This window comes from Agromyces mediolanus (assembly GCF_014648575.1).
Taxonomy (GTDB): domain Bacteria; phylum Actinomycetota; class Actinomycetes; order Actinomycetales; family Microbacteriaceae; genus Agromyces; species Agromyces mediolanus.
The window spans coordinates 107,463-120,286 of record NZ_BMRJ01000003.1; the positions used below are offsets into that span (position 1 = coordinate 107,463).

11 protein-coding genes are annotated in these 12,824 nt (G+C 73.0%); 6 read left to right on the forward strand and 5 right to left on the reverse strand.

What is annotated here, in order from left to right; all coding sequences use genetic code 11:
• On the reverse strand, positions 1 to 1,425 hold a 1,425-nt coding region (locus IEY71_RS14585; protein WP_189086198.1), incomplete at its 3' end, for an aspartate ammonia-lyase.
• A 210-nt stretch (positions 1,426 to 1,635) separates the two neighbouring features.
• Entirely contained in the window at positions 1,636 to 3,222 is a 1,587-nt protein-coding gene (locus IEY71_RS14590) for an amino acid permease (protein ID WP_189086094.1), read from the reverse strand.
• Positions 3,223 to 3,444: 222 nt separating this feature from the next.
• On the opposite strand from IEY71_RS14590, the gene IEY71_RS14595 reads away from it, so the two are divergent.
• The 5 genes from IEY71_RS14595 to IEY71_RS14615 are packed head-to-tail and all read left to right on the forward strand — an operon-like array spanning position 3,445 to position 8,582.
• Positions 3,445 to 4,812: a glutamine synthetase family protein gene (locus tag IEY71_RS14595; RefSeq protein ID WP_189086095.1), complete on the forward strand. Its 1,368-nt coding sequence runs from the start codon at positions 3,445 to 3,447 to the stop codon at positions 4,810 to 4,812.
• Positions 4,793 to 5,644: a gamma-glutamyl-gamma-aminobutyrate hydrolase family protein gene (locus IEY71_RS14600; RefSeq protein WP_189086096.1), complete on the forward strand. Its 852-nt coding sequence runs from the start codon at positions 4,793 to 4,795 to the stop codon at positions 5,642 to 5,644. The genes IEY71_RS14595 and IEY71_RS14600 overlap by 20 nt, the downstream gene beginning before the upstream one ends.
• Positions 5,641 to 6,996 carry an aldehyde dehydrogenase family protein gene (locus IEY71_RS14605; protein ID WP_189086097.1) on the forward strand — a complete coding sequence of 452 codons (1,356 nt, stop codon included), beginning with the start codon at positions 5,641 to 5,643 and terminating at the stop codon, positions 6,994 to 6,996. The genes IEY71_RS14600 and IEY71_RS14605 overlap by 4 nt, the downstream gene beginning before the upstream one ends.
• Positions 6,997 to 7,048: 52 nt before the next feature.
• Positions 7,049 to 7,837: a 3-oxoacyl-ACP reductase gene (locus IEY71_RS14610; RefSeq protein ID WP_189086098.1), complete on the forward strand. Its 789-nt coding sequence runs from the start codon at positions 7,049 to 7,051 to the stop codon at positions 7,835 to 7,837.
• A 10-nt stretch (positions 7,838 to 7,847) separates the two neighbouring features.
• Positions 7,848 to 8,582: a FadR/GntR family transcriptional regulator gene (locus IEY71_RS14615; protein ID WP_189086099.1), complete on the forward strand. Its 735-nt coding sequence runs from the start codon at positions 7,848 to 7,850 to the stop codon at positions 8,580 to 8,582.
• 58 nt (positions 8,583 to 8,640) lie between these two features.
• Here IEY71_RS14615 and IEY71_RS14620 read toward each other — a convergent pair whose 3' ends face one another.
• The 3 genes from IEY71_RS14620 to IEY71_RS14630 all read right to left on the reverse strand — a co-directional run bounded on the left by IEY71_RS14620 (position 8,641) and on the right by IEY71_RS14630 (position 11,149).
• Complete coding sequence (locus IEY71_RS14620; protein ID WP_229781772.1) at positions 8,641 to 8,988, reverse strand: DUF4190 domain-containing protein; 348 nt, start codon at positions 8,986 to 8,988, stop codon at positions 8,641 to 8,643.
• Positions 8,989 to 9,077: 89 nt separating this feature from the next.
• Entirely contained in the window at positions 9,078 to 10,544 is a 1,467-nt protein-coding gene (locus tag IEY71_RS14625) for a glycerol-3-phosphate dehydrogenase/oxidase (RefSeq protein ID WP_189086100.1), read from the reverse strand.
• A complete protein-coding gene (locus IEY71_RS14630; protein ID WP_189086101.1) occupies positions 10,541 to 11,149 on the reverse strand; it encodes a TetR/AcrR family transcriptional regulator in 609 nt (202 codons plus the stop codon). Before IEY71_RS14630 ends, IEY71_RS14625 begins: the two co-directional genes overlap by 4 nt.
• Positions 11,150 to 11,169: 20 nt before the next feature.
• Between IEY71_RS14630 and IEY71_RS14635 the strand changes: the two genes are divergently transcribed.
• The gene (locus IEY71_RS14635; RefSeq protein ID WP_229781773.1) at positions 11,170 to 12,822 is read left to right on the forward strand and encodes an FAD-binding oxidoreductase; all 1,653 of its coding nucleotides are present in this window, start codon (positions 11,170 to 11,172) and stop codon (positions 12,820 to 12,822) included.
• Positions 12,823 to 12,824: the final 2 nt, after the last annotated feature.

Here is a 12,824-nt window from a genome sequence, read left to right on the forward strand (position 1 = left end):
CGGGATCGCCGTCGTGATCGGGCGGATGCCGGAGAGCTTCGACGGCGAGAGCTGCCGCTCGACGTCTTCGCGGCTCATCAGCCCGGCCTCGACGACGAGGTCGGCCACGGGGCGACCGGTCGCGAGCGCCAGCTTCGCGAGCGTCGCGGCCTCGGTGTAGCCGATGAACGGGATGAGTGCCGTGATGACGCCGACGCTCGTCGAGACCATGTGCTCGAGCCGCTCGGTGTTGGCGGTGATGCCGTCGACGCAGTTCACCCGCAGCGTCCAGCAGGCCTGACGCATCCAGGTGATCGACTGCAGCAGCGAGTGCGCGATGACCGGCTCGAAGGCGTTCAGTTGCAGCTGCCCGCTCTCGGCCGCCATCGTGACCGTGAGATCGGCGCCCGCGACGGCGTACGCGACCTGGCTGACCGCCTCGGGGATGACGGGGTTGACCTTGCCCGGCATGATCGACGAGCCCGCCTGCTTCGGCGGCAGGTTGATCTCGCCGAGGCCCGCCTGCGGGCCCGAGGAGAGCAGGCGCAGGTCGTTGCAGATCTTCGAGAGCTTGATGGCGCTGCGCTTCAGCGCGCTCGAGAACGTCATGAAGACGCCGGTGTCGCTCGTCGCCTCGATGAGGTCGGGCGCCGATTCGAGCGTGAGCCCGGTGATCTCGCTCAGCGTGCGGACCACGGCGGCGGTGTAGCCGGGCTCCGCGGTGATGCCGGTGCCGATCGCGGTGGCGCCGAGGTTCACCTCGGACAGCAGCTTGATGGTCTCGCGGAGCCGGTCGACGTCCTCGCCGAGCGTGGTCGCGAAGCCGTGGAACTCCTGCCCGAGCGTCATCGGCACGGCGTCCTGCAGCTGCGTGCGGCCGACCTTCAGCACCTCGTGGAACTCGCGCCCCTTCTTGCCGAAGGCGATGCGCAGCAGATCGAGCTCGGTCAGCATCGTGCGCAGCGAGAACGCCATCGCGAGCTTCACCGCGGTCGGGTAGGTGTCGTTCGTCGACTGGCTGCGGTTGACGTCGTCGATCGGGTGCAGGACGTCGTAGCGCCCCTTCTCGTAGCCGCCGATCTCGAGCGCGAAGTTCGCGATGACCTCGTTCGCGTTCATGTTCGTCGAGGTGCCCGCGCCGCCCTGGATGACGCCGACGACGAACTGGTCGTGCAGCTCGCCGTCGATGATGCGCTGGCAGGCCTCGTCGATCCAGGCGGCCTTCTGCTCGGTGAGCACGCCGAGCTCGCGGTTCGCCCGGGCGGCCGCCTGCTTGACGGAGGCGAGGGCGACGACGAGCTCCGGGTAGACCGAGATGGGGCGCTTCGTGATCGGGAAGTTCTCGAGGGCGCGGAGCGTATGCACGCCCCAGTAGGCGTCGATGGGCACGTGGCCTTCGCCGAGCGAGTCCCGCTCGACTCGGGTGGGGACGTCGGGTCCGATCATGTTCGCCTCCAGGCGGCGCTCGTGGGTCGGGTGTGCGGAGATCGACACGCTGGCTCCATCGCCTCGGCCGCCGGGGATCGCCCGGCGGGTGGTACCGGCGCGGTTCCGCGCCTCCCCCGAGCCTAGCCCGAAGCGCCGAGCGGCGGAGCGCCCCCCGCGCCCCGCCGCTCGGCTCCTCCCGGCACCCCCGCACCGGGATCCGTCGCCCGCTCAGCCGAGCGGGGCCGCACCGCCCGGTCCGCCCGGCGCCCGCCCCTCGGCGGGCTCGTCCACGCCGTCGCTCGCGAGCAGCTCCTCCTCGACCGTGCCGCCGTAGCCCTCGGCCTGCGGGTCGCCGTGCAGGCCGCCGGACACCGCGTACTCCTCCTCCGGGGAGAGCACCAGGCGGTGCCGGCCCCAGACGCCGAAGCCGATGAGCATCACGAGGTACACGACCGCGATCGCGATGATCGCGGGCACGAAGGTCGGGTTCAGCAGGAAGCCGACGAAGATGAGCCCGGCGATGACGGCCGCGGCGATGGCGCCCGGCACGCCCCAGGGGCTGCGGTACGGGCGGCTCGCGTTCGGGAACTTGCGGCGCAGCAGCACGAAGGCGACCATCTGCATGAGATAGGCGAGCACCGCGCCCCACACGGCGATGTTCAGCACGATCGCACCGGCGACACCGCCGGCACCGCCCGCGAGGTCCACGATGTTGAGCGCCACGAAGCCGATGACCGCCCCGGCGACGAGCGCCACCCACGGGGTCTGCCGCGATCCGGTGAGCGAGAGGAACTTCGGGTAGTAGCCCGCACGGGACAGCGAGTACATGTTGCGGCCGTAGGCGAACATGATCCCCTGCAGCGAGGCGAGCAGGCCGACGAGGGCGAAGAGCGCGAGCACGGCGGCCGCGCCGTCGCCGACGATCGCCCGGAAGCCGTCGAGCAGCGGCTCGCCCGCGGTGCCTGTCGCCTCGGCGCCGATGACGCCCGTGTTGAGGAACAGCACGAGCAGGCCGGTGATGATGAGGGTCGCGCGGGCGATGAGCCCGGCGCGCGGGATGTCGCGGACCGGGTTGTGCGACTCCTCCGCGGCGAGCGGGAGCTCCTCGATGCCGAGGAAGAACCACATCGCGAACGGCAGCGCGAAGAGGATCGGCAGCACGCCGTGCGGCAGGAACGCCGTCTGGCCGGCGTCGGGCGCGATGTCCCAGAGCGCGTCCCAGGAGAACTGGCCGGAGAACAGCGCCATGGCCGAGAACACGAGGATGATCGCGATCGAGATGATCGACACGACGATCGCGAACTTGAAGGAGATGCTCGCCCCGGCCGCGTTGAGCGCGATGAACGCGAGGTAGAGGATGGCCCACCAGATCGGCGCCGGCATCGAGAAGCCGAGCAGCTCGCTCGTGATGCCGTCGGCGTACGCGGCCGAGAAGTAGACGATCACCGCCGTGGTGGCGACGTACTCGATGGTCTCGGCGAGGCCCGTGATGAAGCCGCCCCAGGGGCCCATCGCCGCCCGCGAGAAGGAGTAGGCGCCGCCCGTGTGCGGCATCGCGGAGCTCATCTCGCCGATGGAGAAGATCAGGCCGTAGTACATGACGATGAGCACGGCGAAGGCGATCAGCATGCCGCCGAAGCCGGCGAAGTCGATGCCGAAGTTCCACCCCGAGAAGTCGCCGGAGATGACGGCGGCGACCGCGAGGCCCCAGAGCCCCCAGACGCCCGCCGAACGCTTGAGCCTGCGCTTCTCGAAGTACCCCTCGTCGGCCGTCGAGTACGTGACGCCCGACACCTTGAGCGTGTCCTTGGCCATGGTGCTCCCTTGCATTCATGGCGCGCGCCGTTCGGGGGCGAGCGCGGGGGTGCGGTGTATTGGCCACGATGATAGGGGCGTCAATGGTCGGCCGTACAGACCTTTCGCGAAGAAATCTCTCGGAAACATCCAGATCGAGCGCGAGGCATCCATTCCCAGCGGCGCGCACTCGTGATGTAATGGTCGCCACAACCGACCATTCCACTCGAGGAGGAGCATCGAATGTCGGCACCCACGGGACCCCTCACGCTCGAGCAGCTGCGCCAGGCGATCGCCGACGACCACGTCGACACGGTCATCGTCTCGTTCACCGACATGCAGGGGCGGCTCGTCGGCAAGCGGGTCTCGGCCCGGCTCTTCCTGGAGGACGCCGCCGCGCACGGCGTCGAGGCGTGCAACTACCTGCTCGCGGTCGACGTGGAGATGAACACCGTCGACGGCTACGCGATGTCGAGCTGGGAGCGCGGCTACGGCGACATGGCGCTCATCCCGGACTTCGCGACGCTGCGGATGGCGCCCTGGCTGTCGCAGACCGCGATCGTCACCGCCGACCTCCGCTGGCTCGACGACTCCCCCGTCGAGCCGTCGCCCCGACGCATCCTGCAGCGCCAGCTCGAGCGCCTCGCCGAGCGCGGCCTCACCGCCTTCGTCGGCACCGAGCTCGAGTTCATCGTCTTCGACGACTCGTACCGCGAGGCCTGGCGCAAGGGCTATCGCGAGCTCACGGCGGCGAGCGATTACAACATCGACTACGCCCTGCTCGCCTCCACCCGCATGGAACCGCTCCTGCACGACATCCGCCGCTCGATGGAGGGCGCCGGCATGTACTGCGAGGGTGTGAAGGGCGAGTGCAACTTCGGCCAGCAGGAGATCGCGTTCCGCTACGCCGACGCGCTCACCACCTGCGACAACCACTCGCTCTACAAGAACGGCGCGAAGGAGATCGCCGACCGGCACGGCAAGGCGCTCACCTTCATGGCGAAGTACGACGAGCGCGAGGGCAACAGCTGCCACATCCACATCTCGCTCCGCGGCGCCGACGGCGAGGCGGTCTTCGCCGACGGGTCCGCCCCGCACGGCATGTCCAAGCTGTTCCGGCACTTCCTGGCCGGGCAGCTCGCCGCCATGCGCGAGCTCACCCTCTTCTCGGCGCCGAACATCAACTCCTACAAGCGCTACGTCGCCGGCAGCTTCGCGCCGACCGCGATCGCCTGGGGACTCGACAACCGCACCTGCGCGCTCCGCGTCGTCGGCCACGGCCACGGCATGCGCGTCGAGAACCGGGTGCCGGGCGGCGATGTCAACCAGTACCTCGCGGTCGCCGCGCTCATCGCCGCCGGCCTGCACGGCATCGAGCAGGAGCTCGAGCCCGACGAGCTCTTCGCCGGCAACGCCTACGAGTCAGATGTCGCGCGGGTCCCGGCGACCCTCCGCGAGGCCGCCGAGCTCTTCGCGGACTCGACGATCGCGCGCGAGGCCTTCGGCGACGAGGTCGTCGAGCACTATCTCAACAATGCGCGGGTCGAGATCGCCGCCTACGACGCGGCCGTGACGGACTGGGAGCGGGTTCGTGGCTTCGAACGACTCTGAGCCGCAGCGCCCTCCCGCGGCGAGCGCGGACGCGCCCGTCATCGGCATCACCACCTACCTGGAGCAGGCCCGGACCGGGGTCTGGGACGTGCCGGCGTCCTTCCTGCCGAAGGTCTACCTCGACGCCGTCACGGACGCGGGCGGCATCGCCGTGCTGCTGCCGCCCCAACCCGTGGACGCGCCGCTCGCGCGCCGGGTGCTCGCCTCGCTCGACGGGCTGATCGTCGCCGGCGGCGCCGACGTCGACCCGGCCCGCTACGGGCAGCCCGCCCACGAGCGCACGGGTGCGCCCAGGGGCGACCGCGACGATTGGGAGGACGCCCTGCTCACCGCCGCGATCGACGACGGCGTGCCCTTCCTCGGCATCTGCCGCGGCGCCCAGATGCTGAACGTCGCCCTCGGCGGCACCCTGCACCAGCACCTGCCCGACGTCGTCGGCTCCGAGGCCTACCAGCCGGCGCCCGCCGTGTTCGGCGAGACGACGGTGCGCGTCGCCCCGGGCTCGCGCCTCGCGGGGCTCGTCGGCGAGACGGACGCCCTGCCTGTGCACGTCTACCACCACCAGGCGCTCGACCGGGTCGCCGACGGCCTCGTCGTCACCGCGCGCAGCGATGACGGGGTCATCGAGGCCGTCGAGCTGCCCACCGCCCCGTTCGGCGTCGCCGTGCAGTGGCACCCGGAGGAGAACGCCCGCGACCGCCGGCTGTTCGCCGGGCTCGTCGAGGCCGCCCGGGCGCACCGGGTCGCGCGCGAGCGGGCCGCCGCAGCGCCGCCCGCGGCCTCGGTTCCCGCATCCGCCGCATCCGTCGCCCCCGAGAGGACCGCGCCATGACGCACACCATCGTGAACCCCGCCGACGAGGAGCTCGTCACCACCGTCGAAGGCGCCGACGTCGAGCAGACGGATGCCGCGATCGCCGCGGCCGCCGTGGCGCAGCGCGAGTGGGCCGCCGCGGCGCCCGCCGACCGGGCGCGGGCGCTCCGCCGCTTCGCCGAGGCCGTCGACGGCGCTGTCGAGGAACTCGCGGCGATCGAGGTGCGCAACTCGGGGCATCCGATCGGCCAGGCCCGCTGGGAGGCGGGCCACGTCCGCGACGTGCTCGAGTACTACTCGGCCGCCCCCGAGCGGCTGTTCGGGCGGCAGATCCCGGTCGCGGGTGGCCTGGACGTCACCTTCCAGGAGCCGCTCGGCGTCGTCGGCGTCATCACGCCGTGGAACTTCCCCATGACGATCGCCTCCTGGGGCTTCGCACCGGCGCTCGCCGCCGGCAACGCGGTGGTGCTGAAGCCCGCCGAGTGGACGCCGCTCACGAGCCTCCGGCTCGCCGAGCTCGCGCTCGAGTCCGGGCTGCCGGAGGGCCTGTTCCAGGTGATCCCGGGCCGGGGCTCGGTGGTGGGCGAGCGCTTCGTCACGAACGAGACGGTGCGGAAGGTCGTCTTCACGGGCTCCACCGAGGTCGGTCAGCGCATCATGGCCGGCTGCGCGGCGCAGGTGAAGCGGGTCACGCTCGAGCTCGGCGGCAAGAGCGCGAACCTCGTCTTCGCCGACGCCGACCTCGAGCGCGCCGCGGCCACCGCGCCGTACGGCGTGTTCGAGAACGCCGGCCAGGACTGCTGCGCCCGCAGCCGCATCCTCGTCGAACGGAGCGTGTACGAGCGCTTCATGGAGCTGCTCGAACCCGCCGTCCAGGGAGTGAAGGTCGGCGACCCGCGCGACGAGGCCACCGAGATGGGGCCCCTCGTCGCGGCGGCGCACCGCGAGCGGGTCCGGGAGTTTGTGCCCGACGACCGCGACGTCGCGTTCCGCGGGAGCGCGCCCGAGGGCCCGGGGTTCTGGTTCCCGCCGACGGTGCTCACCCCCGCTCGCGACGCCCGCACCGCGACCGAGGAGATCTTCGGCCCGGTCGTGTCGGTCTTCCCCTTCGACGACGAGGCGGATGCCGTCGCGTTCGCCAACGCCGGCCGCTTCGGCCTGTCCGGCTCGATCTGGACGCGGGACATCGGCCGCGGCATCCGCGTCGCGCGCGGCATCGAGTCCGGCAACCTCTCCGTGAACTCGCACTCCTCCGTGCGCTACTCGACCCCGTTCGGCGGCTTCAAGCAGTCCGGGCTCGGCCGCGAGCTCGGCCCCGACGCGCCCGCCGCCTTCACCGAGACGAAGAACGTCTTCATCGCCGTCGACTGAGCCGGCCCATCACGCATCGCCCCGATTCGACCACCGCAACCCAGGGAGCACCATGACCGTCACCCCGCTCGACCTCACCCAGCGCCTCGCCGGCCGCGTCGCCGTCATCACCGGCGGCGCCTCCGGCATCGGCCTCGCCACCGCGCGCCGCCTCGCGGCGGAGGGCGCGAAGGTCGTCATCGGCGACCTCGACCCGAGGAGCGGCGCGGCCGCGGCGAGCGAGGTCGACGGCCTCTTCGTGCAGCTCGACGTCACCGAGGAGGCGCAGGTCGACCACCTCTTCGACGAGGCCGCCCGCGTCTACGGCTCCGTGGACATCGCCTTCAACAACGCGGGCATCTCGCCGCCCGACGACGACTCCATCGAGACGACCGAGCTGCCGGCGTGGCAGAAGGTGCAGGACGTCAACCTGAAGAGCGTGTACCTGTGCTCGCGGGCGGCGCTGCGGCACATGGTCGCGCAGGGCCGCGGCTCGATCATCAACACCGCCTCCTTCGTCGCGGTGCTGGGCTCGGCCACCTCGCAGATCTCCTACACCGCGTCGAAGGGCGGCGTGCTCGCGATGAGCCGTGAGCTCGGCGTGCAGTTCGCGCGCCAGGGCATCCGGGTCAACGCGCTCTGCCCGGGCCCGGTCAACACACCGTTGCTGCAGGAGCTCTTCGCGAAGGACCCCGAGCGGGCGCAGCGCCGGCTCGTGCACGTGCCGGTCGGGCGCTTCGCGAACCCCGAGGAGCTCGCCGCGGCCGTCGCGTTCCTCGCGAGCGACGACGCCTCGTTCATCACGGGGTCGACCTTCCTCGTCGACGGCGGCATCAGCGCCGCCTACGTCACGCCCCTCTAGGCTCGGAAGCATGGACGAGCGGGGAGCGGAGCAGCCGGGCGTGCTGGACGCCGGGCTGCTGCTGCGACCCGCCCGGCCGGCGAACGCCTTCGAGGAGACCGTGCAGCGGCTGCTGCAGACGATCCGGCTCGGGCTCATCGCCCCGGGCGAGCGGCTGCCGGCCGAGCGCGAACTCGCGGCGACCCTCGAGGTCAGCCGGGACACCCTCCGCGAGGCGATCGGCTCGCTCGCGGACGCCGGCTGGGTCGTCGCGCGGCGCGGCCGCTACGGCGGCACCTTCGTCTCCGATCCGCTGCCCGAACCCGGGCCGGGCGTGCCCCGACCGATCGAGCGGCGGAGCCTCGACGACACCCTGGCGCTGCGCGCCGTGGTCGAGGTCGGCGTCGCCCGGCGGGCGGCCGAGAGCGAGCTGAGCGCCGCCGACCGGGAACGCCTCTGGCAGGCGCACCTCGCCTGCGGGCAGGCCGATGAGGCGGGCTACCGGGTCGCGGACTCCCGCCTCCACCTCGTCATCGCCGAGGTGGTGGGGGCGGAGTCGGTGACCCCGCTCGTCGCCGAGGTGCGGATGCGCATCAACGAGCTGCTCGACGGCATCCCGCTGCTCGCGCCGAACATCGCGCACTCCGACGAGCAGCACGGCGCGATCGTGGCGGCGATCCTGAAGGGCAGCCCGGAGGAGGCGGCGCAGGCGATGGCCGAGCACCTCATCGGCACCGAGGCGCTGCTGCGCGGCTTCTACGGCTGACCGCAGGCGACGCGGAACGGGGCGCGCCCGACGGCGCGCCCCGTTCGCGATGCGAGCGTCAGAAAGCGGTCGCGAAGAAGGGCAGGAACGGCAGCGTGAGCGCGCCGAAGGCGAGCATGCCGAAGCCGACGAGCACGGTGCCGACGAGCATCACCGTGTTGAGCACGACGCCCCAGATGGCCATCGTGCGCGACGCCGGCTCGCGCTGGAGGCCGACGATGCCGAGTACGAGACCGCCGATCGGCACCAGGAAGGTGAAGCCGGCGACGATCGACACGAGCCCGAGCACGAGGCTCGCGATCGAGAAGCCGTTCGTCTCGGCCGCCCGGGGCTGCGCCGGGGCGGGCTGCTGGGCCCCGCCCGCCGGGTGGACGGGAGTGACGGTGGGATCGATGGTGGTGGTCATGGCTCCAACGCTACGGATCGCGCCGCGGCGTCGGTATGGGGATATCCCCCGATTCCGGACCCCGAGCACCCCGAACGGGCCGAACGGGTTCACCCCTCGGCGAGCACCTCGGCGACGAGCTGCTCGACGACGGGCAGGCAGCGCGCGCGGTCGGCGGCGACGAAGCCGATCCTGGTGCGCCGGTCGAGCACATCGTCGGCGGTGAGCGCGCCCTCGACGCGCACGGCGTACTCGACGTCGGCGCGGCGCACGGCGACGCCCTCGGCGATCGGCACGGCCGGCTCGCTCAGACGGGTGCGGGCGAGGGCGTCGTCGATCCCGACGAGCCGCAGTCCGGCGGTGCGGCTCGGCGGCGCCGCGATGGTCCGGGTCGCGAGCGCGAGGTCGACGGCGTCCTCCGCCATCCGCCGGTACGTGGTGAGCTTGCCGCCGAGCACGGAGACGAAGCCCGCGTCGGACACCGCGACGAGGTGGCGGCGCGAGAGGTCGGCCGTGCGGTCGGCCCCGCTGTCGATGAGCGGCCGCAGCCCGGCGAACGCACCGAGCAGCTGCTCGCGTCGCACCGGGGTCTCGACGACCCGGTTCAGGCTCGCGAGGAGGAAGGCGATCTCGGCCTCGCTCGGCTCCGGCACGTCCGGCACCGGCCCCGGGGCCTCCTCGTCGGTGAGGCCGACGACGACGCGGCCGGAGCGCTGCGGCAGGGCGAACACGTAGCGGCTGATCGAGCCCTCGTGCGGGATCGTCAGCGCCGCCGACGGCTGGCCGAGGAGCGCGCCGTCGAGCACGAGGTGCGTGCCGCGGCTCGGCCGAACGGCGATGCCGCCGTCGAGGCCGCCGGCCCAGACGCCCGTCGCGTTCACGACGGCCCGCGCGCGGAGCTCGAAGCGCTCCCCGCTCAGCACGTCCGCCACCTCGGCCCCGTCGGCGCGGAGCCGGAGCGCGCGGACGCGGGTGAGGATCCACGCCCCGTGCGCGGCCGCGGTTCGGGCGACGGTGACGACGAGCTTCGCGTCGTCGACGAGCTGCCCGTCGTACGAGAGCATGCCGCCGCGGAGCCCCCGCCCCTCGAGCGCCGGCACGAGCCGCCGCGCCGTGCCGGCCGTGACCGGCCGGGGCGGCGGCAGCACCGCCCGCGGGGTGCGCGCCTGCACGCGGAGCAGATCGCCGAGGCCCATGCCGACGGCCCCGGCGGCGCGCTGACGGAGCGAGACGCCCGGCAGGAACGGGAGCAGTTGCGGCAGCGGGCGGATGAGGTGCGGCGCGATCGAGGTCATCAGCAGGTGGCGCTCGGCGGCGCTCTCCCTGGCGGTCGCGACGTCGCCGGTGGCGAGGTAGCGGAGGCCGCCGTGCACGAGCTTGGAGCTCCACCGGCTCGTGCCGAAGGCGAGGTCCTGGGCCTCGACGAGCACGACGCGGAGCCCCCGCGAGGCCGCGTCGAGCGCGACTCCGGCCCCGGTGATGCCGCCGCCGACGACGAGCAGGTCCGCTGTCTCGGCGGCGGCGCGCTCCATCTCCCGCCCGCGGCGGGTGGCGTCGAGCGCGTCGGTGCCCGTCATGGCCGCAGGTGCCCGTCGAGCGCCGCTCGGAGCTCGCGCTCCCAGGCCTCCTCGTCGATGAGCTCGGTCACGGTGCCGTGCGAGAGCACCGCCGACTGGGCGATGAGCAGCAGCATGACCGCGATCTCCTGCGGCGCCCCCTGGCGCACCGAGCCGTCCTCCTGCGCGGCCGCGATCGCCGTGGCGAGCCAGGCGAGGATCATCCGCTGGCTCGAGCCGACCCGCTGCAGGGTGTAGCGCGTGAAGGCCTCCGGCTCGTCGTCGAGCAGCCGCCCGTAGACCGCGTCGCTGCGGAAGCGGGCGGAGAAGCGCAGCACGTCGTCGACGAGGCCCGCGCGCGTGCTCGCGGGGGTCTCGAAGGAGGCGAGGATGCGGATGACGCGGCGCAGCAGCGCTGAACGGACCACGTCGTCGGCGTCGCTCCAGCTGCGGTAGACGGTCGGGCGGCTGAGGCCCGAACGGCGCGAGAGCTCGGCGATGGTCACCCCGCCGACGCCGCGGCGGCGGATGAGCTCGTCCGCGGCGTCGAGCACGCGCGACTGCGTGGCGTCCCACTCGGGGAGCTCGGCGCCGAAGGGCGGCAGCACTGCTTGACGTTCTTCCATGATCTGTCACACTGTAATGCATGAGCGATGCACGCGACAGGGTCGACGCGGACCCGCCGATGCGGTGGAACGGCTGGGGCGACCCGGCCAAGGCGAAAGACCTGCCCCTCGCCGTGCGCACGCTCCTGCCGCTCCTGCTCGGCCGGGTGCGGCGACCGGCGCCGGCCGCGGAGCTCGACGCCGTGCGCGTTGCGCCGCCCGCGCTCACCGCCGAGGAGCTCGACGCGCTCCGCGCCGTCGTCGGCGAGGCGCACGTCGAGCTCTCCGCCGAGGCGCGGCTCCGGCACGCCGGCGGCCGATCCACGCCCGACCTGCTCCGTCGCAGAGCGCCGGAGCAGCTCGCGCCCGACGCCGTCGTGCGTCCCGCCGATCACGGCGAGGTGCTCGCCTGCCTCGAGCTTGCGCACGCCCGCGGCATCGCGGTCATCCCCTTCGGCGGCGGCACGAGCGTCGTCGGCGCCCTCGATCCCGAACGCGGCGCCCACCACGCCGTCGTGAGCCTCGACCTCCGCCGGCTCACTGGCCTCCTCGCGCTCGACGAGCTCAGCGGCGAGGCCGTCCTCGGCGCCGGCACGACCGGCCCCGAGGCGGAGGCGCTGCTCGCCGCGCACGGCTTCGAGCTCGGCCACTACCCGCAGAGCTTCCGCTACGCGACCATCGGCGGCTTCGCCGCGGCCCGCTCCTCCGGGCAGAACTCGGCCGGCTACGGCCGCTTCGACACCATGGTCACGGGACTCCGGGTCGCCACCCCCACCGGCGAGCTCGAGCTCGGCCGCTCCCCCGGCTCCGCCGCCGGCCCCGATCTCGTCCGGGTGTTCCTCGGCTCGGAGGGCATCTTCGGCGTCATCACCGAGGTCCGGCTGCGCGTGCACCCGGTGCCTCGCGAGCGCGTCTTCGAGGCCTGGACCTTCCCCGACTTCGCGGCGGGCGCCGAGGGGCTCCGCCGGGTCGCCCAGCACGGCGGCGGGCCCACCGTCATCCGCCTCTCCGACGAGGCGGAGACCGCCGTGAGCCTCGCACAGCTCGGCAAGCTCGGCAAGGCGCTCGCGAAAGGCGCGAGCGCCGTCACGGTCTACGAGGGCGACGGCATCGAGGAGCGCCGGGCGCGCACCTCGGAGCTGCTGCGCGCCGCGGCCGGCACCTCCTCCGGCGCGGGCGCCGCCGCCGACTGGCTCGCCGGCCGCTTCGACGGCCCCTACCTGCGCGACGCGCTCCTCGACGCCGGCGTGTTCTGCGAGACGCTCGAGACGGCCACCACCTGGTCGAAGCTGCCGGCGCTGCGCGAGGCCGTCGAGCGCACCCTCCGCGACGGCCTCGGCGCAGCCGGCGCGAAGTCGTACGTCATGTGCCACGTCTCGCACATCTATCCCACCGGCGCCTCGCTCTACTTCACCGTCCTCGCGGGGATCCGCGAGGAGCCGCTCGGAGTCTGGGAGCGGGTGAAGGCCGAGGTGAACGACGCCATCCTCGCCGCCGGCGGCACCATCAGCCACCACCACGCCGTCGGCCGGGACCACGCCCCGTGGCTGCCGAGCGAGATCGGCGAGACCGGCATCCGCATCCTCCGGGCCATCAAGCGCGAACTCGACCCGCGCGCGATCCTGAACCCCGGCGCGGTCATCGCGGCCGAGCCGGCCGCGCACCCCGCGTCCGCACCAAGCCGGGAGGGATGACG